The following is an 18,291-nucleotide window of genomic DNA, read 5'->3' as shown; positions in this document are numbered from 1 at the left end:
GCGTCTAGAAACGGTGACATCGGGTGTAGCCAAGACTTGGCGCCTGTTGTCCGCGCCGTTAAATTTAACGGATAATTATCCTTTGATCGAGAAAGCTTCAGGACTGTGGTTACTGTTAGCCACCGATATCACCGAACAACAGCAATATTGTCAGGAATTAGCGGTTAAAAATGCCGATCTAGTCCATTTAAATCGTCTTAAGGATGAATTTCTCGCCTGTGTCAGCCATGAGTTTAAATCGCCCCTCACCGCCGTTATCGGTCTCTCCAGTCTGCTGCGGGAACAAAAAATCGGTGAACTTAACCCCCGACAGTCCAAATATGCCGATTTAATCTATCGCAGCGGTCGCCAGTTGATGGCTTTGGTCAATGATCTCCTCGATTTAACCCGCCTAGAGACAGGACAACTACAATTAACTTTAACTAGAGTCAAAATCGATCGCCTCTGTCAACGGGTGTACGATATCATCGTCGATAAATATCCCCAACGTCTAGATATCCCCAGCAGCTATCGTCTTGACATCGAATCGGGGTTAGATTATGTTCTGGCCGATGAAGCCCGTTTACAACAGATGTTAGTGCATTTGTTAGATAATGCGGTAAAATTCACCATTGATGGCGGTAATTTGGGCATTAAAGTCAATCGTTGGGAAAATTGGCTGGCTTTTACCGTCTGGGATACGGGGATCGGTATTCCGGAAGAATCCCAGCATCTGATTTTTCAGAAATTCCAACAGCTAGAAAGTCCTTTCACCCGTCAATTTGAGGGTGCGGGTTTAGGTTTAGTCCTCAGCCAAAAATTAGCACGCTGTCACGGTGGCGATCTATCCTTTGTCTCCAGGGCCCAGGAAGGCAGTCAATTTACCTTACTGCTGCCGGTTCATCCCCAAAGTGCCGATCAGGAGTCCGCCACTCCCCAGCGTCTGGTGTTGGTGGTGGAAGCTAATCCCCAAGTGATCGAACAATTTGTCGATCGCTTGAGTGAATTGGGATTAAAAGCCATTATCGCTCGTAGCGGCACTGAGGCGATCGAAAAAGCCCGGCAGTTAAAACCCCGTTGTGTTTTTCTCAATCCCAATCTACCCCTCTTGTCCGGTTGGGATGTGTTAACGCTGCTGAAATCCCATCCCCAAACCAAAGATATAAAAGTTATTGTCACCGCCGCTGATTCTGAGCGCAACCGCAGTCAACAGCAAGGGGCCGATAGTTTTCTGGTTCCGCCGATCACCTCAGCTGCGCTGCAAGCTTGCTTAAATCTGACCGTTTCCCCCGTTCCTAGCCGAAAACGGCGCACTGCTCCGACTCTGCTGCGTTTACACGGTCATTATGCCCCCAATTTCTCCGATTTATCTTCCTTTAGCTGGATTTGGAATAATCAATTAGTCCGGGAAAATTATCGTTTTATTGAGGCCGATAGTTGCGAACAGGCGGAACTTTTAGCTACTGTCTGGGAGGTGGACGCTATCTTAATCGATAGTTCGATCGCAGAAGATTTATACTCTTATCTGCAAACCTTGAGCGAGTCGGAAACCCTAGCTAATTTACCCCTAGTCACCCTTGATGTGGCTGTCACCGAGGTGGCTAATCAAATCCCGGGTTTAGCCGTTTTTCCCTGTTTGGCCCCCCCAACGGAAAACCGCATCGAACAGCTATTAAAGGTAATCGAGACTGCTGATCTGGCTTTTTCTCGCCACAAAAAACGGTAAGGGCAAGTCATACTATAGCAATTCTCTGACTTATGAGGTACAGTAGCAACAGTGAGTAAACCAATTGCGAATATCTTTTTGAGTAACTTCTAACATAGCCAATTCAATCCCTTCTATTAAGTCTTTGTAAGTTCTCGCCTTCAGTTTTCTTAACATCGCTTTGACTTTTGACCAAAAGTTTTCAATAGGAGAGAATTCGGGAGAATAAGGAGGTAAATAGATTAGTCTAGCTTTTTCTTGTTCGATTATTTCTCTGACCATTTCTCCGAGATGAATCTTGGCGTTATCCATAATCAGACAGTCTCCTTCTTTAATTTTTGGCAGCACTTCCTTCAGAATAAATCCTTCAAATGTTCCCGCATCCACTGCACCGTATATATTGACTGATGCGACAACTTTTTCTAAGCTTATAGCACTAATTATTGAAATATTTCTCCCTCTTTTTTGTGGTTTTCTTCCCCGATCTCTTTGGCCAATTAAGGCTCTAGCATAGAGTCTCAACAGGGCTAAATTTACCCCCGATTCATCGATAAAAATTAGTTTTAATGCCTCAATTTCCCTAACTTATGACCAGTATCCTACTCTTTTTTGCTGTACGCTTTCACTTTCTTTTTCCGCCGCGTGTAGTGTTTTTTTTTTAAACTGTAATTGAGTTTTTGCGTAAGCCGCCCCAGGGTGGCTCTACTGACTTTCACCTGTGTCTTTTCATACAGTAAGTCCGATAATTCTTCGAGAGTTGCATTATTGTTAGCTTCGATGATTTCTATTAAAATTATCAGTTGTTCACTATTTAACTTGGTTGGCGGACTTCCCCCTTGGGGACGAGGACGGATATCTCCTGTTTCTTTATGTTGCTTCAATAACTTCTGAATAAAGCTTTTAGCCACGTCAAATCTCTGGGCTAGTCCTCGAATGGAAATTTTTTCTTTCTTCCAGACATCGATAATTTTTTGGCGAAAATCTACGGAATAGGGTCTCATAGGAAGCTGGCGAGTTCTATTATTTATTTGTCTATTTGCTTTTCATTGTACCTCATATAGCGGTAAGCGCTTGAGTGAGATACAAACCAAGCTTTGCCTAGCATGGTTTATAGCTCGTGACACTGTACCTCATACGACTGCACACCGCTATAGCTCCAATAACTGATTAAGACTTCACCCCCAGATTAAAGAAAATCGTTCCCCTACGCACAGAATTTTCACTGCCTTGGCTGCTAATAGTAAGAGAACGCAGATTATTAAATAAAGGCTTAATCGATAATTCTAACACCCGCACGATCGGGAATTTTGCCTCGATTACCGGTTGCAATTGTCGCCAATCGACGTAAAAATAACCATCATTTTCTGCGGGTAGAGCAGTAATTGCCTGTCGAAACTTACCACTACTTAAGATGGGGTTTTTCTGTGCAGATAAAGCTAAACCCATCGCTTCCACAGAACTGGCAATAATTTCATAATTATCGACTCTAGTATGCACTCCCGTCACGAGCGTCTCTAGTTGCGCTTTTCCTTCCGGGACTGCCGTGGTTAACTTTGTCCAAGCTGTCACCGTTCGATCGAGTAAAGGCAGATTAACCACATTATAGCCGCGACTGCGGGCCAACTCATCCAAATGCTCGATCGCACTGTCCACCTCTACCCCCATCACCCGTTCCCCTACAAAAACACTATCGGGTTCCATCCCCTTTGAACTAGGCACGAGAGCGAGACTATATTCGCCTCTAACCCAGCTAAAAACGTCTTCAGGCAAATTTAAACCTAAAGGCGACTGGAAGCGGTTTAAGACCTGTGTTATTAATTCCTGTAGGGGACTATCTGCTTCTAACCCCTCCTCTACCTGAGTCCAAAAACGATTTAAATCGCGACTAGCGGCGACTAAAAGGCTATTTTCGCCGATAAAAGATAATGCTCCCACAGGACTAGATAAAATTGGTGCTTGGTCATCCTGTCCTAAAACCCCAATTAAGGCGGTTTGAGCGACTATTCCCCCGGATTTAAGCGTAAAAGCCGTGGCTAATCGTTGTTTCGCTTCGGGACTCTCCGGGACGGGTTGATTAGCGATCCAAGCCGATAACGGGGGTAAATTGCCGTAAACTATAGCTATACGCGGTTCAGTGATATTTTTTAGGGCTTCTTGGTAATCAGGGCTATTTTTTAGGTTTAAATCTGGTACTTGCACGTTATTAAGTGCCTCGCGCAAAACCTTGATATTATTGGCAAAAAGCACCGTATCACCCACCACGGCACTAGCGAGAAAACGATTATTATCTCCCGCAGTCAAGGGACGTTGATAAATCAGGTTAACTCCCTTGTAGGGTTCAAAAACCAGGTCAAATTTGCCCGAAACCGCCTGTTTTGAGTAGGAAGCTTGCAGAAATTCCTTAGCGCGTTCGCCATCTTTACTTTGAATTGCCAAAAGATAACCCGGTTGGATACCATTATCGGTATCGCGATCGAAATCTAGGGAAGTAACAGCGAGGGTAATTTCCTCCCCTAACCAGGGTTTGATTTCCTTTTGATAATTCAATCCCGTTTTACCGAGCAGACTTTTTTCTAAATCCTTAATTTCTTGGTGGGAACGTCGTCGATTAGCCGGTGTAGCGATTAATTGACCAAAAGACTCCAAACGTTCGGGATTGACCAGCAAGGATACCATAACCGGGGCCTGTTTCGGCACAAAAATCGCCGCCGCTGGTTCCCGCAGCACCCCACCTTTGAGCAAAGACAGAGGACTATCGGCGAGAATCCAAGCAAAACTGGCTGTAGCGACTACTAGGAGAATGATTACCGTCGCACCTAAAATATAGAAAAACGATCGCAATTTCACAACCTTGTCCCGAGATAAACCATTAGCTATTTTAAGCCAGCAAATGACCCAAGAATTTCGATCGCTACAATTCTTACCAGACTGATAACCGATAACTCGCCACCGATAACTAACTTTTACCAGCCTTTTTCCGCTTGAGCGAGGACATAATTAGCTACAGCTTCGATATCTTCAGCGCTGAGACGACCACCGAAAGCGGGCATCGCACCCATACCTTTGGTAACTTGGGTAACGATAGCTTCAACGGAATCTTTGCCGTATTTAACTAAATCTTCTTTTTTCAGGGTTTTAGCGGCATTAACCACGTTTTTACCGCCCATGTGGCAGGAAGCGCAGTTAGCACTGAAAATCGAAGCCCCATCAGCTAAAGCGGGACGAGCCATACCGAAAGTAACCACAGCCAAGAGCAAACACAGGGAAATTAATAATCTTTTCACGATAGGTTCTCCTCTATTTCTTAAGAAATTCCCCAACCATCGTCAGAAAAAAACGGTTTTCTTGTCAAAAGACAAGCTGTCAAACTTGGTGTAGAATTAATTCATGGGACAGTTAAAAGCAAACTTTTACTTTTTTGTCAAAAGACAGGCTGTCAAACTTGTCATCTCCCCTCGTGTAAAGGATTAACAAGCATGAAAAAATTAGGTTTATTGGTCGCTACCGTGGTGCTAGTCGTCTCTAGCTTCTTCTTCAACACTGCCTCCGCTGCTGCGGAAACCTTCACGGTGAAGATGGGCGGTGATGCGGGTACACTACAATTTGATCCCCCCACCCTGACTATTAAAGCAGGAGATACGGTGAAATGGGTCAATAACAAACTTTCTCCCCATAACATCGTTTTCGATAGTACCAAAGTTCCCGAAGCCCAAGCCAGCAAATTATCCCATAAGGGCCTAGCTTTTTCCGCCGGGGAGTCCTTTGAAAGCACTTTCAGCGAACCGGGTACTTACACCTACTACTGCGAACCCCATCGCGGTGCTGGTATGGTCGGAACGATTACCGTTCAGTAATGATCCGATTTTAGCCAAAAATAACTCGCGGTTAACTGCCGCGGGTTGTTTTTTTTTGGGAATTATGAAGACTTTTCAGTTATCAGTAAACAGTAATCAGTGAAGTTCTTCAGTTGGGGTTCTTCTGGTTTGGCTCTTCTCGGCTTTGTGTGATAATTTTTGCTTATGGAATCGTGAAATGCTTACTGGACAAAACTTTTAAGACTATTTTGCGGATATTCTATCAGTATAGACTTCGTTTCCACACAGAAACCAGAAGAGCCCTGGTTTTTGTGTGGAAGGAGGAAGAATAGGGATAATTTGGGTGCATCTCAATTTTGTCGAAATATCTAGATGACATTTTGGGCGCACGCAGTTCGATAAACTCACTGACCACGGTGCGCCCCTACCATTGGCGCAATGATAGGATTGTAGGGGCGAATTGCATTCGCCCTCTTTGAATAACTTCTGCTGCTCACCAAGTATGTGAGGGAAAGTCACAAAATTGAGATGCAGCCGATAATTTTCGGGAAATATAGTCTTCAAAGCCTTGTCTGGCAAGACTCTTACGAATGATAAGCACTGATTATCACACAAAGTCGAGAAGATCCCCATTTCCCCTACTTTAATCTATCAGGTATCTTCTTGATCAGAAATCACCTAGGGAAAGAAACCTCTTTCATCTCTGGTGGTGAAAATTTTTTCATCGGGACTGCCTCCTGTCCCTTGCCTTCGTTAACCACTAGGGAAAATCAAGCCTTTTGGCGAATTGATTAAAAAGCCATTAACTCCTCTTGCCAAAACAGGCCACAACCTGATAAACTAATCAGAGCAAGGCTTCAGGGAAAGGAATAGGGCGATTTATCCCCAAGAGGGATTGACTTTTACGAAGTTTTATGATTGCTCAACTAGAAAGTCCCCGAAATCTGGTGATTAAGAGTTTTAGCCTGTTGGCTACCGGACTGACTAAGCAGACCTAACAAATTCAACTGTATGATACCGAGTCAAGACATCGGCGAGGCAGTAGATTCAGTCAGAAAAACTGACGCACAAGACTTCTCTAATTTAATGCCTAGACCTGGCTGGTAACAAGTGGCGGGTTTAGGTAGAGTTTGTTTTTGGTATTGAACCCCGATTCTTGTAGTTATTTACCCGCTTTAGTAATTGTCAATAGGGATTTTAAGCCCGTAATTGGTTGAAAATTTCTATTTATTCGCAAAAATCCCCAGTCGCTCTCTGTACTAATTTTAGAGATCGACTTCATGACCAGTAATTTTCCCCAACCAATTCTCTGGAAACCACCTTCCAGAACAATTTAGTCATTTTATGAGTAGCAATGCCTTAACCGATCGTGAACATCTAATCGAACTGTATAATCGAGGTGAACGCAACTTTGCTGAAGTCAGACTTAGCGGAGTCAATTTAAAGAGACAGTGTTTAAACCAGATTAACCTAAGTCATAGTTACTTAAGACAAGCCAATTTAACCGAAGCTTGTTTAATTAACGCCAATTTCAATGCCGCTTCCCTGGAAGAAGTTAATTTAAGCAAAGCTTGTCTTATCGACGCTAACCTAACTAAAGCCGCTCTTTCTGGGGCAAATTTGCACCAAAGTAACCTAAGCGGCGCAATTTTGAGTAATACCATTCTCAAAAAGGCCGATTTAAGTTCTGCCTGTTTAATTCACAGTAGCTTACTTTTTGCCCAACTGTTCAAAGCGAATCTGGAAGCCGCTAATCTCACCTCAGCCACTTTAACCCATGCCATGGCGGAGAAAGCTAACCTAAAACGGGCTATTCTCACTCGTGCTATTCTTAGCTGTGCTAATCTTAGCCATGCTAACTTAAAAGAGGCTAACCTAATTCGAGCCTATCTGTATCAAGCTAATCTGGAAAACTGCCACCTTCAATACGCCGACCTCAGCTATGCTGATTTGCGCGGGGCGGATTTACGCGGGGCGGATTTACGTTATGCTAACCTGGAAGGAGCTAATCTGACGGGAGCTAACCTCAATTGTAGTGATTTTGAGGGAGCTAACTTAACCGGTGCCGATTTAAGCAAAACTGACGCTAATAAAGCCAATTTTCGCCAGGCTAACTTAACTGGTTGTAATCTTCTCGGCGCTAATTTAGCCTCCGCTAACCTTTCCGGTGCTAACCTACACCAAGCGGGATTACTCTTAAGTTATTTAGTGGGAAGCAATCTTAAACGAGCTAATCTCAAACGAGCTAACTTAATCGGGGCGATTTTAACCGAAAATAATCTTCTTTCCGCTTCCCTCGAAGAAACTATTCTTCCTAACGGTAGTCGCGGCAATCTCCTTTCCTAAGATTCCTAGAAAAACCCGGTTGTAGAGACTTTTCTGCCGAGGTTTCTATAACCGTGGGGTTTTTCTTTTGGTAATGATGAATTATAAATGATGAATTATAAATTATGAATTGGGAGTGGGGAGTGCCGGAGTTGGGAGTGGGGAGAGGGGAGAATAAATAAAAATAATCTCCTGAATAAGCTAAGACGCATTTAAACCGCTTATTCTTAGATTAGCCGAACCTCCCCCAATCGCTTTACTGTTGCCTCTTGCCCCTTGCCTCGTCTCAAAAAGCAATTTAAATTACGAACAGCTTACTGTCTCCCGTCTCCTGTCTCGACTAGGAAATTGATTTTGCACGACTACTCAGATCCTTCAAGGCCATGAACCGAAGATAATGCCGAACAATTACTTTATTTTACTGATAACAGGCGTTTTTTCGGGCTTATTAGCGGGTTTATTCGGTATTGGGGGTGGCACTATCTCCGTGGCGATCCTGTTAAATTTGGGCTACAGTTATGGGGAATCGGTGGCTACCAGCAGTTTAGCGATTGTTTTTACTTCCCTAGGGGGTACGATCCAAAATTGGCGATTAGGTTTCCTCAAATGGCAGCGAGTTCTCCTCTTAGGTTTACCCGGGATTTTTACGGCATTTATCGGGGTTTATCTGGTCAAATCTAGCCCTAAACACCTCCTAGAAGCGGCTTTTGGTTGTTTTTTGCTGCTCAATATCTATTTAACCAATCTCAAGCAAAATTTAAGCCAAAAAGAGTCAGTTTCTGCTATTAGATTAAATCCTAATCTAGCCCGTCTGCTAACTGGAGGAATCGCCGGATTTCTAGCTGGTATTTTCGGAATTGGTGGTGGAGCGATCATGGTGCCACTACAAATGATTTTTTTGGCAGAAAAGATCAAAATCGCCATTGTCACCAGTTTAGGTGTGGTTTTACTCAATTCGATCGCCGCCTGTTTCGCTCATGCCCAAGCCGGTTATATTCTTTATCTAGAAGGGATTATTTTAGGTATCGGTGGTTCTCTAGGTGTACAAGTAACCACTCGTTTTTTACCGAAATTACCCGATCAATTGGTGCGGATTACTTTTTATATTTTTATGCTACTGATGGCCATTTATTTCTTGATCCGCGCTTGCTCTTAGACCGTTTTTCTGAAGTAATGGCAGAGATACTTAATTAACATCCAGGGTAAGCGCATCTTAATAATCCTTGATAAAATGAACTTTGTGTCTGTTGCTTGTCCAGAGGACGATTCAGGCATATTTGAGGAGAATTTTCCATCTCAATTGTTAAGCAAAAATCGACTAAATGTTAGGATTTTGTAACTATTCTGATTGACTGGTATCACTTGAAATGCCCACACAGCAAGGAAGGAATATCTGAAGATATCATTGATGTAGATGTGACAGAATGGACATCTGAAGATCAAATGCAAGCAAAAAAAAATAGATGAGCAACTCAAGCTATCGCAAGATTTGAAGAGATTTGATTTTCATGATGAAGATTTTTACTTGATGGCTACCGGCAAAAGATAGCCACCGGCAATTATATCAATTTATCAAAGTTAGGAGAATCATTTACTGTTAATTGATAGCGATCGAGATTGGGAAACCATTATTAAAATGAGATCGCTTTGAACTTTTCCTATTCCCCTTGAGTTGCTTGTCTAACCTGTTCGATATCTAATTCTAAAGCTTGTGTTATCTGTTCAACGTTTAATCCTAATGCCAATAAACGAGGAATAGAGGCTAATTTTGCCGCTAATTCGCCTTCTTGTCGGCCTTCCTCTCTACCTTCCTCTCTACCTTCCTCTAAAGCTTCCTGATACACTTTAGTTTGTTTTAAATCGCTTAAACTAAACATCGCTTCTATCTCCTTTCTACTGACTTGGGGTAACTTATAAACCAAGATTGTCTCTATCAATTCTAAAAGTTCTTGCTGTTGTTTGAGATTAGGGAATTCTTCTCTAATCCGTGGAATTAATTGTTTTCCTTGCTCGATCGCTCTTGCGGTGGGTGCTATAATTAACTGTAACATTGATATTCCCAGGGATTCCACTTCCCTTAATTCCTCGAGATAAAAACGTAAAATCTTGCCTGAGTTGATTAACTCCCCATAACGAGCAGTCTCTAAGCTTTCCACTGAACGCCGAGGATAAATAACTACTCCCTGCCAGTTGTTGCTTAAGTCCGTTTGGTGGAGATAGAGGAAGATCTGACTGAGGTTATAATGTTAAATATTTAGACTATTGAGAGGTTTTTGATGGCTTCCATTACTGTTAATATCTCAGATGAGCAGTTTCGACGATTACAACAGTTAGCTCAGAACAGCCAAGTTTCCCCTGAAGACTTACTCAGTGCCAGCATAGAAGATTGGTTGGTTGATCCTAAAAACGAATTTACTCAAGCATCAAGCTATGTACTCAAGAAAAACGCTGAACTTTATCGTCGTTTAGCATGATACGCTATCTAACATTAGTGGAAGTCCTCGATTTACATCATCAAATTATTCAACAGTCTCAAGGAGCTATGGGTATTCGTGACCTAGGTTCTTTAGAGTCTGCTATTGCTCAACCACGCATGACATTTGACGGACAGGATCTTTATCCGACAATTGTTGATAAAGCTTCAGCTTTGGGGTTTTCAATTGTGATGAATCACCCATTTCTTGATGGCAACAAGCGCACTGGTCATGGGGCAATGGAAACATTTCTGGTGTTGAATGGACTAGAGATTAATGCTTTTGTAGATGAGCAAGAACGAGTCATTTTAGCTTTAGCCTCTGGTGAATTAGAACGTGATGCCTTTACCAACTGGTTACGGCAAAACGTTGGAGCAAGCTAACACCGTGTTGGATTCGACCTTACCAAAGTGATTTATAAAAGCCAAAGTTTGGGGTTCTTCGTTACTTGGTATGGTTCGATAGGGGGCATAAATCGACTAAATCCTTATCTGGCAAGAGACTTAATTGATTAGTTCGCTCTAGATCAAAAACAATTGACAAAAATCGCTAAATGCCTTTCTATATAAGGTTTCCATTCCTTATAACTCCTGTCCATTGCATAACACAAACCGAAGAGCCAAGTTTGGCGGCTGCCGCTCAACTTACAATGGGATGACGAAGTAACAGCTTTTTCGGTAACTTGTCCCCAATTAAGAGAAGACTTGAGACATTTTCAGTGTTGCCGATTTTTACTTGATGGCTACCGGCAAAAGATAGCCATCGGCAATTGTATCAATTTGTAAAAGATGGTTGACGTTTGTGCCAATCGGTGGATTGTTCGTAGGCGTGGGCGACGTGAAATAATTGATCTTCGCGCAGCACATTACCCACTAATTGTAAACCAATCGGCAAACCTTGCCCATCAAAACCGCAGGGAAGACTTAACCCGGGTAAACCGGCTAAATTGACGGGAATAGTCATTAAATCCGATAAATACATACTCAGAGGATCCGCCGTTTTTTCCCCGGCTTTAAAAGCTGTGGTCGGTGAAGTGGGAGAAACTAACACATCTACCGATTGAAAAGCTCGATCGAAATCCTCTTTGATCAAAGTCCTTACCTTTTGTGCTTTCAGGTAATAAGCATCATAATAACCCGCCGAGAGGGTATAGGTTCCCAACATAATCCGGCGCTTAACTTCCGCACCAAAACCCTGAGCGCGAGTCTTGGTGTACATATCAATCAAACTATCGGCATCTTCCCGAATACCGTATTTAACCCCATCGTAACGGGCTAAATTCGCCGACGCTTCCGAGGGAGCGATAATGTAGTAGGTGGGCAATCCGTAACGGAAACGGGGACAGGAAATCTCTTTAATTGTGGCACCGAGAGCCTTTAACTGCTCTAAAGCTTGATTAACTGCCTCAGCAACCACCTGATCCAAACCTTCCCCGAAAGTTTCCTTAATTACGCCAATTTTTAGCCCTTTTAAACTGGTTTTCAGGAATTGGCTATAGTCGGGAATCGGCAGATTGAGACTGGTAGAATCTTGGGGATCGTAACCTGCGATCGCTTGTAATAAAATCGCCGCATCTTCTACGGTACGACCAAAGGGACCAATCTGATCGAGAGAAGAAGCGTAAGCCACCAAACCAAAGCGAGAAACTAAGCCATAGGTCGGTTTTAACCCAACAACGCCACAAAATGAAGCTGGTTGACGAATTGATCCACCCGTATCCGATCCTAGGGCAATCACGCATTCTTGAGCGGCCACAGCCGCAGCTGAACCCCCGGAAGATCCCCCCGGCACCCGGGATAAGTCCCAAGGATTAGCAGTAACGTGATAACCAGAGTTTTCCGTGGAACTACCCATGGCAAACTCGTCTAAATTGGTTTTACCGACGATAACTGCCCCTAAATCTCGTAATTTTTGGGTAACGGTGGACTCGTAGGGGGGGACAAAATTCTCTAAAATCCGAGAAGCGCAGGTGGTGGGGATACCTTTGGTGCAGAGATTATCTTTTAATGCGATGGGAATACCTGCCAAGGGATGCAGAGATTCACCTCTAGCTATTTTCTCGTCCACTTTTTGGGCTTGTGCGAGGGCTAAATCCGGGGTTAAATGGAGAAAGCTTTTTACTTGTGGTTCGATCGCTTGAATACGAGCGATAAATTCTGTGGCGATTTCGACGGCTGTTTTTTCTTTATTAACGAGTTGTTGATGCAGTTGACGAATCGAAGTCATGTTCAGTTACCGGTTACAACCACCGTCAGGAGCAAGCAACAACCCCAGACAGCAAAGACTATTTTAGCGTCAGTTTGGCTGTCGGTCAGCTAATCCCCTAAAATTAAAGGAAAGCCTCGAAGGAAAACCTACAGTTATGACTTTTATAGTCATTTCAATTAAGATTGAGAATATCAATGCCAGAGTTCATAAGGGTTTTATCGGTCTAGTCTGTATCAGACTTATCTGAAATGACTATAGCGTTTCTCATACCTGTGTGGCACAGTTAAACCTTTGCTGATTAAGCTTTTCAATATCGATAATGTACCTCTTGCGAACAGGAAACGCTATATAATATCTGGCAATTAGACAATTTAGACTACACACTTTGATCGAGTTGGCTATCTCTATCAAGGTTATGCCCTTAGTACCATGACTAAGGCAGATGTGCAAATCTTCATGGAAAAGATTTTACCGCTCTCGATCGAGTTTGCCGACTAGACTCTAGTTACCTTTCCAGTTAAACTATAGTAGTCAATAGTTATAAAGTTTTAAACGATCACCTATTGTCAGCCTTTTTAACTGGTCACTTTATTACCCACCTATGTTAGACAGTTTCTCCCCCCAAACCTCTAGCGTCGTCCTCGCTTCGGTGGCGGACTATTTCAAGGTCCTGTCGGAAGTCAGTCGCCTACAAATTCTCAGTTGCTTGCAATTAGGTGCAATGAATGGTAAAGAAATCGCTGAAGCTACCGGACTAGGTCAGGCCAATCTCTCCAAACACCTGAAAGCTTTAACCCAAGCGGGAATTATCTCGCGGCAACCCCAAGGAGTCAGCGTTTACTATCAAATTACCGACCCCGTCATCTATGATCTCTGTCAGGTGGTTTGCGATCGCATTAGTCAGCAAATGCGTCAACGGGCCCGGGAATTTGAGAGTCTGCCGGCTTTCCATCTCCCTAAATAAAAATCACTAAACCCTTGACATTTTGCCTCAATTATGATACGGAAAAATTTCCATGCTCCTAAAAGAACTTTGTCAACGCTATCGGGAGGGAGAAAGAGATTTTCGGGGGATTAATCTACGGGAAGGCGACTTAACTAATATTTCCCTCCCAGGAGTCAATTTTTGCCGTGCTGATCTGCGACAGGCCCGGTTAGGAAAAATACGCCTCGCGCGATCGCTGCTGAGAGAAGCGGATTTAAGTGAGGCGATTCTCTGGGGAGCAGATTTAAGTCAAGTGGATTTTTATCGAGCTTGTTTACGCGATGCGGACTTAAGCGGAGCTAATCTGATCGAAGCCAATTTAGAAGCCGCTTATTTAACCAAAGCCGTCTTAAACGGTGTTAATCTCAACAGTGCTAATCTCCAGCAGGCCGTATTAATTGATACGGATTTTCGCTCCACTTCCGACCAACGCACCGACTTAGGCAAAACTAACTTTTGCGGAGCCGATCTCAACTATGCTAATCTGAGCGGTTCCCTGTTATATCGGGCTAATTTCGCCAATTGCCGACTTTGCCGGGTTAATTTTCGTGCTAGTCCCGAAAGAGACGGATTTATCACCGATCTCACCGGGGCCAGTTTCCGGGGTGCGGATCTCAGTTATGCGGATTTGCGCGGGGCAATTTTAGAAGATGTGGACTTAACCGGTGCTGATTTAACCGGGACTTTGTTTTAATCTGGGAAGCTTTTTCAGTAAACAGTAACCAGTAATCAGTGAAAAGATGTCATTTCACTTAAAAATCACATCTGATAACTGATCACTGATAACTGATAATTAAGGGTCGATTTATTTAAAACCGACGGATGCTTGCCAAACAAAGGCCAGCAAGAGGAAAAATAGGGGAATCAGGGGCAGGACATCGACTAAGGGGTCGAAAATTTGGTATGCTTCTGGCAATTTGGCGAACAAAAGTGCAGTTTCCATCTCTCTATCTACCTTGACAAGAAAATTTTAAAACGTTTCCTGAAATTCTATCACGTTGGGGTAACATCTACGGCATCCTCAAGCCAAGGGGCAAAATCTTGGGCAAAAGTCCCCCCCAGGATAGATTGACGAATTTCACGGGTAAATCTAATTAATTCGGCGATATTGTGCAGAGATAAGAGAATATAACCCAACATTTCCCCCGATTTAATTAAATGATTCAGATAGGCACGGCTAAAGTGTTGACAGGTGTAACAGGCACAAGTCTCGTCTAAAGGGGCGAAATCCTCCTTAAAACGGGCATTTTTGAGGTTCCAACGCTCTCCCCGCACCAAAGCTGTGCCATGGCGACCAAAACGGGTGGGAATGACACAATCAAACAGATCTATGCCACTAGCGATCGCCTTGGCCATTTCTCGATAGGTTCCCACTCCCATCAGATAACGGGGTTTATTTTCGGGGAGTAAAGGGGCAGTTATCTGGACAATGCGATGAATTAGGCTCGTTTCTTCCCCCACACTCACGCCACCGATAGCATAACCGGGTAAATCGAGTTTTACTAAAGATTCCGCCGCCGCTGCCCGTAAATCCTCATAAATTCCCCCTTGTACTATGGCGAATAAAGCCTGTTCTTGAGGTCGTTGATGGGCCGTCAGACAGCGCTCTAACCAGCGATAGGTGCGTTCTATGGATGCCTTCATGGTCTCATGACTGACTCCCGTGGGGGGACATTCATCGAAGGCCATAATCACATCAGCACCGAGGGCATTTTGAATCTGAATCGATTTTTCTGGCGTAATTTCGATTATTCTACCGTCCCGGGGCGATCGAAAGGTGACTCCCGATTCTTTAATTTGCCGCAGTTGACTCAGGCTAAACACCTGAAATCCACCCGAATCTGTTAATATTGGCTGATTCCATGCCATAAAATCGTGTAAACCTCCCGCTCTCTCGATAATACTTTCTCCGGGCTGCAGATGCAGGTGATAGGTATTAGCGAGAATCATTTGCGCCCCCGTGCTGGCGATTTGAGCAGGGGTCAAACCTTTCACCGTGGCCAAAGTTCCCACGGGCATAAAACGGGGTGTTTCTACCGGTCCGTGGGGAGTATGCCAAACCCCAACCCGCGCACCAGTTTGGGGACACTGGGCGATTAATTCAAAGGAAAATCCCACTGTTTCAGTTATCAGTTATCAGTTATCAGTTATCAGCTTCTGAAGGCAAGAGGCAAAAGACAGAATCTGGCAATTCTCCTACCGAAAAATCGGCCCTTGTTATTAGTAACCAGTATTTCTGCTCACTGCCTAAAAGGGGCAGTCGTTGTCGTCTTCGTCTTCAAACTGCACATCCCACTTAGCAGAAAGTACCTGAGTAACCATGGCTTCGAGGGTATCAGCATTGAGACGGGCTTTCGCATCGGGGTCTTGCAGTGGATTACTCAGGGGAATCAGCCGTAATTGCCGATTGTCTTGGATCAGATCAAAATAGGTTTCACCGTCAGGAGAGCGGGTTAAACGCAGATAATCGAAGCTATAGGTATTCAGATAAAGACTGTAGTTAGCGACTAGGGTGCTTTGCTGATAATCGGCGAAAACTTCCACTATCCATCCCTCCCCTTCACTCTGAATCACCCCTTCGAGACTATGGATGTAGCGAACTCGTCCGATATCATCGAGGAGACGACGCATATCTTCTTTAGCGATGACCACGCCAGAGTCAATAATACAGGGGGCGGGCAGGGGCTGTGAGGGCGGATGATAGTTCATAGGGATTGCCAGTAAAAAAATTTCCGTTAATAACCCACCGGGTGTTTCTACCGATTCCTGTTGCAATTTTTTCGGGTTACGTCTCGATCTTAACCCAATCCGCTAGAACTTTTCACTGTTACTTAAGATTAATAACGATGATCGATGATTAACTTCTGCTTACTAAATATTTACAAAAATTTGGGTAGACAGGGCCTACCCGATCATGATTATTTACTGGGGAGGGTTGGAAGCGGAAGGACTGCGATCGATCACCTGATCGATTAAACCATAGTCTAGAGCCTCTTCGGCGGACATAAAGAAATCCCTTTCCGTATCCTCGGCGATGAGGTCGAGAGGTTTACCAGTATGACTAGCTAGGTGTTGATTGAGTAATTGTTTGAGATAGAGAATTTCTTTGGCCTGAATTTCGATATCGGTGGCCTGACCTTGGGCGCCGCCGAGGGGTTGGTGAATCATGATCCGCGAGTTGGGTAGGCTCATTCTTTTGCCCGGTTTGCCGGCGCTGAGGAGAAAAGCCCCCATACTGGCGGCTAAACCAATACAAATGGTGCTGACATCGGGACGGATTTGATTCATGGTGTCAAAAATCCCTAATCCGGCCGAAACCGAACCACCGGGGGAGTTGATATACAAGTAAATATCTTTTTCGGGGTCTTCTGCTTCTAGAAAGAGTAATTGGGCGACGATTAGGTTAGCCAGGTCGCTGGTTACTTCTTGTCCCAAAAAGACGATTCTTTCCCGGAGTAGTCGGGAGTAGATATCGAAGGCGCGTTCGCCCCGGCCTGTGGTTTCAATAACGGTAGGAATCATTGCGCTTTCTTGTCTTGCTGCTGCGGTTGGTTTTTTGATTGTAACTTAGGGAATGGGGGATAGGGATTCGGGAAATTATGAATTATGAATTATGAATTATGAATTGGGAAGTGGGGAATTGGGGAATTTCGACTAAAACCCCAACACCCTAAAACCCCAACACCCTAACGGCTAACGGCTAACGGCTAAAAATAATCTTCTCGATGACATCTAGAGCGGTTTCTAGGTCATCGTTGACGATTTGATAGGGGAATTCCTCACTGGCGGCCAATTCTTCTCGGGCGCGTTCCAGACGACGGGCGATCGCTGTTTCGCTATCTTTGCCCCGGTCGCGCAAACGACGTTCTAATTCCTCGAAACTGGGGGGTAGGATAAAGATTCTCCTCGCTTCGGGGAAGCTTTGACAGACCTGTCTGGCCCCCTCTAATTCGATTTCTAGAATTACGGTCTGGCCTGCCGCTAATTGAGCAGCGATCGCTGATTGGGGTGTTCCATAGTAGTTGCCCGCGTATTCGGCCGATTCGAGAAATTGTCCCGCTGCCATTTTCTCCTCGAAACTGGGACGGTCGAGAAAGTAGTAATCTTCCCCCTCAATTTCACCCGGTCGAGGTGGGCGCGTAGTAGCGGATACGGACAGGTAGAGGTTAGGGAAACGAGTTAGTAAATGCCGGACTAGCGTACCCTTGCCCACACCGCTAGGGCCGGTAATGACAATTAATTGACCGGGTTGCATGGGGTTAATAACTTAGTTGCTACTATTAACAGGGGCTTCCTTGTTGACCACGAAACGGTGAGCCACGGTTTCCGGTTGAATGGCCGACAGCACCACATGACTAGAATCAGTGATGATCACCGCACGAGTCCGTCTTCCATAGGTAGCATCGATTAAACAGCCTTTATCCCGAGCATCACTGATGATGCGTTTGATAGGAGCCGATTCTGGGCTAACGATGGCGATAACCCGATTAGCGGAAACAATATTACCGAAGCCGATGTTGATCAGTTGTATATCCATAAGTTAACAAAGGTGTAGTCCTTTGTACAAAAGAGTGTGGAGGTATGATTACAATGTTATCGAGAAAGATTTAGCCTTACAAGGCTAAAAATAACATTCTTAATCACATTTTAGTATTTTTTCAGGTTTTTTGCGATTTTAATTAAATTTGTTTACACGAGTCTCTATCTTAGGGAGTAAATAGTCCAACAGTCGGGAAAATTAGGGAATTTTGAGGGTTTGGGGTGATGGGGAAGTGGGGTGTAGGGTGTAGGGGGAGTGGG

At 44.2% G+C, this 18,291-nt stretch carries 17 protein-coding genes and 2 pseudogenes; 8 read left to right on the top strand and 11 right to left on the bottom strand.

The window, feature by feature from the left end; all coding sequences use genetic code 11:
- Nucleotides 1-1,705 (top strand): hybrid sensor histidine kinase/response regulator (locus tag IQ234_RS14095; protein WP_193957556.1); only part of this gene is annotated, 1,705 nt, incomplete at its 5' end.
- A gap of 30 nt (nt 1,706-1,735) precedes the next feature.
- Here IQ234_RS14095 and IQ234_RS14090 read toward each other — a convergent pair.
- The 3 genes and pseudogenes from IQ234_RS14090 to petJ all read right to left on the bottom strand — a co-directional run bounded on the left by IQ234_RS14090 (nt 1,736) and on the right by petJ (nt 4,968).
- Nucleotides 1,736-2,685, bottom strand: a pseudogene (locus IQ234_RS14090) (IS630 family transposase).
- A gap of 166 nt (nt 2,686-2,851) precedes the next feature.
- Nucleotides 2,852-4,531: a DUF3352 domain-containing protein gene (locus IQ234_RS14085; protein ID WP_193957555.1), complete on the bottom strand. Its 1,680-nt coding sequence runs from the start codon at nt 4,529-4,531 to the stop codon at nt 2,852-2,854.
- A 116-nt stretch (nt 4,532-4,647) separates the two neighbouring features.
- The gene (gene petJ / locus IQ234_RS14080; RefSeq protein ID WP_002732729.1) at nt 4,648-4,968 is read right to left on the bottom strand and encodes a cytochrome c6 PetJ; all 321 of its coding nucleotides are present in this window, start codon (nt 4,966-4,968) and stop codon (nt 4,648-4,650) included.
- A gap of 192 nt (nt 4,969-5,160) precedes the next feature.
- Between petJ and petE the strand changes: the two genes are divergently transcribed.
- From petE to IQ234_RS14065, 3 genes are all read left to right on the top strand, one after another.
- The gene (gene petE / locus IQ234_RS14075) at nt 5,161-5,538 is read left to right on the top strand and encodes a plastocyanin (RefSeq protein WP_046661237.1); all 378 of its coding nucleotides are present in this window, start codon (nt 5,161-5,163) and stop codon (nt 5,536-5,538) included.
- A 1,305-nt stretch (nt 5,539-6,843) separates the two neighbouring features.
- Entirely contained in the window at nt 6,844-7,845 is a 1,002-nt protein-coding gene (locus IQ234_RS14070; RefSeq protein WP_193957554.1) for a pentapeptide repeat-containing protein, read from the top strand.
- Between the two features lie 376 nt (nt 7,846-8,221).
- Nucleotides 8,222-8,980 carry a sulfite exporter TauE/SafE family protein gene (locus IQ234_RS14065; protein WP_193957553.1) on the top strand — a complete coding sequence of 253 codons (759 nt, stop codon included), beginning with the start codon at nt 8,222-8,224 and terminating at the stop codon, nt 8,978-8,980.
- A 502-nt stretch (nt 8,981-9,482) separates the two neighbouring features.
- Here the strand turns inward: IQ234_RS14065 and IQ234_RS14060 are convergent.
- Nucleotides 9,483-10,058, bottom strand: a pseudogene (locus IQ234_RS14060) (Rpn family recombination-promoting nuclease/putative transposase); the annotation flags it as partial.
- A 42-nt stretch (nt 10,059-10,100) separates the two neighbouring features.
- Between IQ234_RS14060 and IQ234_RS14055 the strand changes: the two are divergent.
- Both IQ234_RS14055 and IQ234_RS14050 read left to right on the top strand, forming a co-directional pair.
- Nucleotides 10,101-10,298, top strand: coding sequence for a DNA-binding protein (locus IQ234_RS14055; RefSeq protein WP_193957552.1), 198 nt, complete (start codon nt 10,101-10,103; stop codon nt 10,296-10,298).
- Between the two features lie 17 nt (nt 10,299-10,315).
- The gene (locus tag IQ234_RS14050) at nt 10,316-10,681 is read left to right on the top strand and encodes a type II toxin-antitoxin system death-on-curing family toxin (protein ID WP_271953958.1); all 366 of its coding nucleotides are present in this window, start codon (nt 10,316-10,318) and stop codon (nt 10,679-10,681) included.
- 391 nt (nt 10,682-11,072) lie between these two features.
- Here IQ234_RS14050 and gatA read toward each other — a convergent pair whose 3' ends face one another.
- Nucleotides 11,073-12,524, bottom strand: coding sequence for an Asp-tRNA(Asn)/Glu-tRNA(Gln) amidotransferase subunit GatA (gene gatA / locus IQ234_RS14045; RefSeq protein WP_193957550.1), 1,452 nt, complete (start codon nt 12,522-12,524; stop codon nt 11,073-11,075).
- Between the two features lie 583 nt (nt 12,525-13,107).
- On the opposite strand from gatA, the gene IQ234_RS14040 reads away from it, so the two are divergent.
- Together IQ234_RS14040 and hetL are read left to right on the top strand one after the other, a co-directional pair.
- Nucleotides 13,108-13,470, top strand: a complete 363-nt coding sequence (locus IQ234_RS14040) for an ArsR/SmtB family transcription factor (protein WP_002738764.1) — start codon at nt 13,108-13,110, stop codon at nt 13,468-13,470.
- Between the two features lie 52 nt (nt 13,471-13,522).
- Nucleotides 13,523-14,185: a heterocyst differentiation pentapeptide repeat protein HetL gene (gene hetL / locus IQ234_RS14035; RefSeq protein ID WP_193957549.1), complete on the top strand. Its 663-nt coding sequence runs from the start codon at nt 13,523-13,525 to the stop codon at nt 14,183-14,185.
- A 111-nt stretch (nt 14,186-14,296) separates the two neighbouring features.
- On the opposite strand, the gene IQ234_RS14030 is transcribed toward hetL, so the two are convergent.
- The 6 genes from IQ234_RS14030 to remA all read right to left on the bottom strand — a co-directional run bounded on the left by IQ234_RS14030 (nt 14,297) and on the right by remA (nt 18,028).
- A complete protein-coding gene (locus tag IQ234_RS14030) occupies nt 14,297-14,434 on the bottom strand; it encodes a photosystem II reaction center protein K (RefSeq protein WP_002739211.1) in 138 nt (45 codons plus the stop codon).
- Nucleotides 14,435-14,484: 50 nt separating this feature from the next.
- Nucleotides 14,485-15,609: a tRNA guanosine(34) transglycosylase Tgt gene (tgt, locus tag IQ234_RS14025; protein WP_193957548.1), complete on the bottom strand. Its 1,125-nt coding sequence runs from the start codon at nt 15,607-15,609 to the stop codon at nt 14,485-14,487.
- A gap of 129 nt (nt 15,610-15,738) precedes the next feature.
- Nucleotides 15,739-16,200, bottom strand: a complete 462-nt coding sequence (locus IQ234_RS14020) for a hypothetical protein (RefSeq protein ID WP_193957547.1) — start codon at nt 16,198-16,200, stop codon at nt 15,739-15,741.
- A 213-nt stretch (nt 16,201-16,413) separates the two neighbouring features.
- Nucleotides 16,414-17,052, bottom strand: coding sequence for an ATP-dependent Clp endopeptidase proteolytic subunit ClpP (gene clpP / locus IQ234_RS14015; RefSeq protein ID WP_223210338.1), 639 nt, complete (start codon nt 17,050-17,052; stop codon nt 16,414-16,416).
- Between the two features lie 139 nt (nt 17,053-17,191).
- Nucleotides 17,192-17,746 carry a guanylate kinase gene (gmk, locus tag IQ234_RS14010; RefSeq protein WP_193957546.1) on the bottom strand — a complete coding sequence of 185 codons (555 nt, stop codon included), beginning with the start codon at nt 17,744-17,746 and terminating at the stop codon, nt 17,192-17,194.
- Between the two features lie 12 nt (nt 17,747-17,758).
- Entirely contained in the window at nt 17,759-18,028 is a 270-nt protein-coding gene (gene remA, locus IQ234_RS14005) for an extracellular matrix/biofilm regulator RemA (RefSeq protein WP_002737924.1), read from the bottom strand.
- Nucleotides 18,029-18,291: the final 263 nt, after the last annotated feature.

Origin of the sequence: Microcystis aeruginosa LEGE 91341, from assembly GCF_015206885.1 — a bacterium.
GTDB classification, from domain to species: domain Bacteria; phylum Cyanobacteriota; class Cyanobacteriia; order Cyanobacteriales; family Microcystaceae; genus Microcystis; species Microcystis aeruginosa_H.
The sequence above is the reverse complement of the archived record's forward strand: the minus strand, read 5'-3'. Positions and strand labels throughout refer to the sequence as shown.

Coding starts and splice junctions, on each gene's coding strand:
- IQ234_RS14070 (WP_193957554.1), top strand. CDS start 6,844: ATGAGTAGCAATGCCTTAACCGATCGTGAACATCTAATCGAACTGTAT.
- IQ234_RS14040 (WP_002738764.1), top strand. CDS start 13,108: ATGTTAGACAGTTTCTCCCCCCAAACCTCTAGCGTCGTCCTCGCTTCG.
- petE (WP_046661237.1), top strand. CDS start 5,161: ATGAAAAAATTAGGTTTATTGGTCGCTACCGTGGTGCTAGTCGTCTCT.
- IQ234_RS14055 (WP_193957552.1), top strand. CDS start 10,101: ATGGCTTCCATTACTGTTAATATCTCAGATGAGCAGTTTCGACGATTA.
- IQ234_RS14020 (WP_193957547.1), bottom strand. CDS start 16,200: ATGAACTATCATCCGCCCTCACAGCCCCTGCCCGCCCCCTGTATTATT.
- IQ234_RS14065 (WP_193957553.1), top strand. CDS start 8,222: ATGCCGAACAATTACTTTATTTTACTGATAACAGGCGTTTTTTCGGGC.
- gatA (WP_193957550.1), bottom strand. CDS start 12,524: ATGACTTCGATTCGTCAACTGCATCAACAACTCGTTAATAAAGAAAAA.
- gmk (WP_193957546.1), bottom strand. CDS start 17,746: ATGCAACCCGGTCAATTAATTGTCATTACCGGCCCTAGCGGTGTGGGC.
- hetL (WP_193957549.1), top strand. CDS start 13,523: ATGCTCCTAAAAGAACTTTGTCAACGCTATCGGGAGGGAGAAAGAGAT.
- remA (WP_002737924.1), bottom strand. CDS start 18,028: ATGGATATACAACTGATCAACATCGGCTTCGGTAATATTGTTTCCGCT.
- IQ234_RS14030 (WP_002739211.1), bottom strand. CDS start 14,434: ATGGAAACTGCACTTTTGTTCGCCAAATTGCCAGAAGCATACCAAATT.